Annotated in this window: 1 protein-coding gene; it reads left to right on the forward strand. The window is 37.8% G+C overall.

Features of this window, described 5'->3' with window-relative positions; all coding sequences use genetic code 11:
* Positions 1-140: 140 nt before the first annotated feature.
* On the forward strand, positions 141-460 hold a 320-nt coding region (locus tag ACYVTD_RS16650; protein WP_461248769.1), incomplete at its 3' end, for a hypothetical protein.

Consider the following 460-nt stretch of genomic DNA (forward strand, 5'->3'; position numbering starts at 1 on the left):
GTGTAAGGCATCTATTATATTGTTTGTTGTTTTTAGTAGCTATACCGATATTTATATATTTTATAAGTTATATTCCTCTTATGATGTTTGATCTCCATGGTAGGAATCCGTTGCAATATTTTTGGAACTGGAATACTGGAATGCTTTCATATCACAATGGGATTAGCCAACCGCATCCCTTCCAATCAGAATGGTGGCAATGGTTATTCAATCTTCGTCCACTTTGGGCATATTCGAATCATGAGTTGATAGGCAGCGGAATGACTGCGGCTATAAGTTTCTTTATGAATCCGATAATATGTTGGGCGGGTACTATTTCTGTTGCTACGCTGCTGCTTATTTCTATTGTAAAACCTGCGAGAACCGAAGTTTTTATTATCTCGGGGTACCTAACTAGTCTTGTGCCTTGGATGATAATTTCTAGAACAAAGTATGCATACCATTATTTTGCGTGTGTGCC

It is taken from the genome of Treponema sp. R6D11, assembly GCF_054786075.1.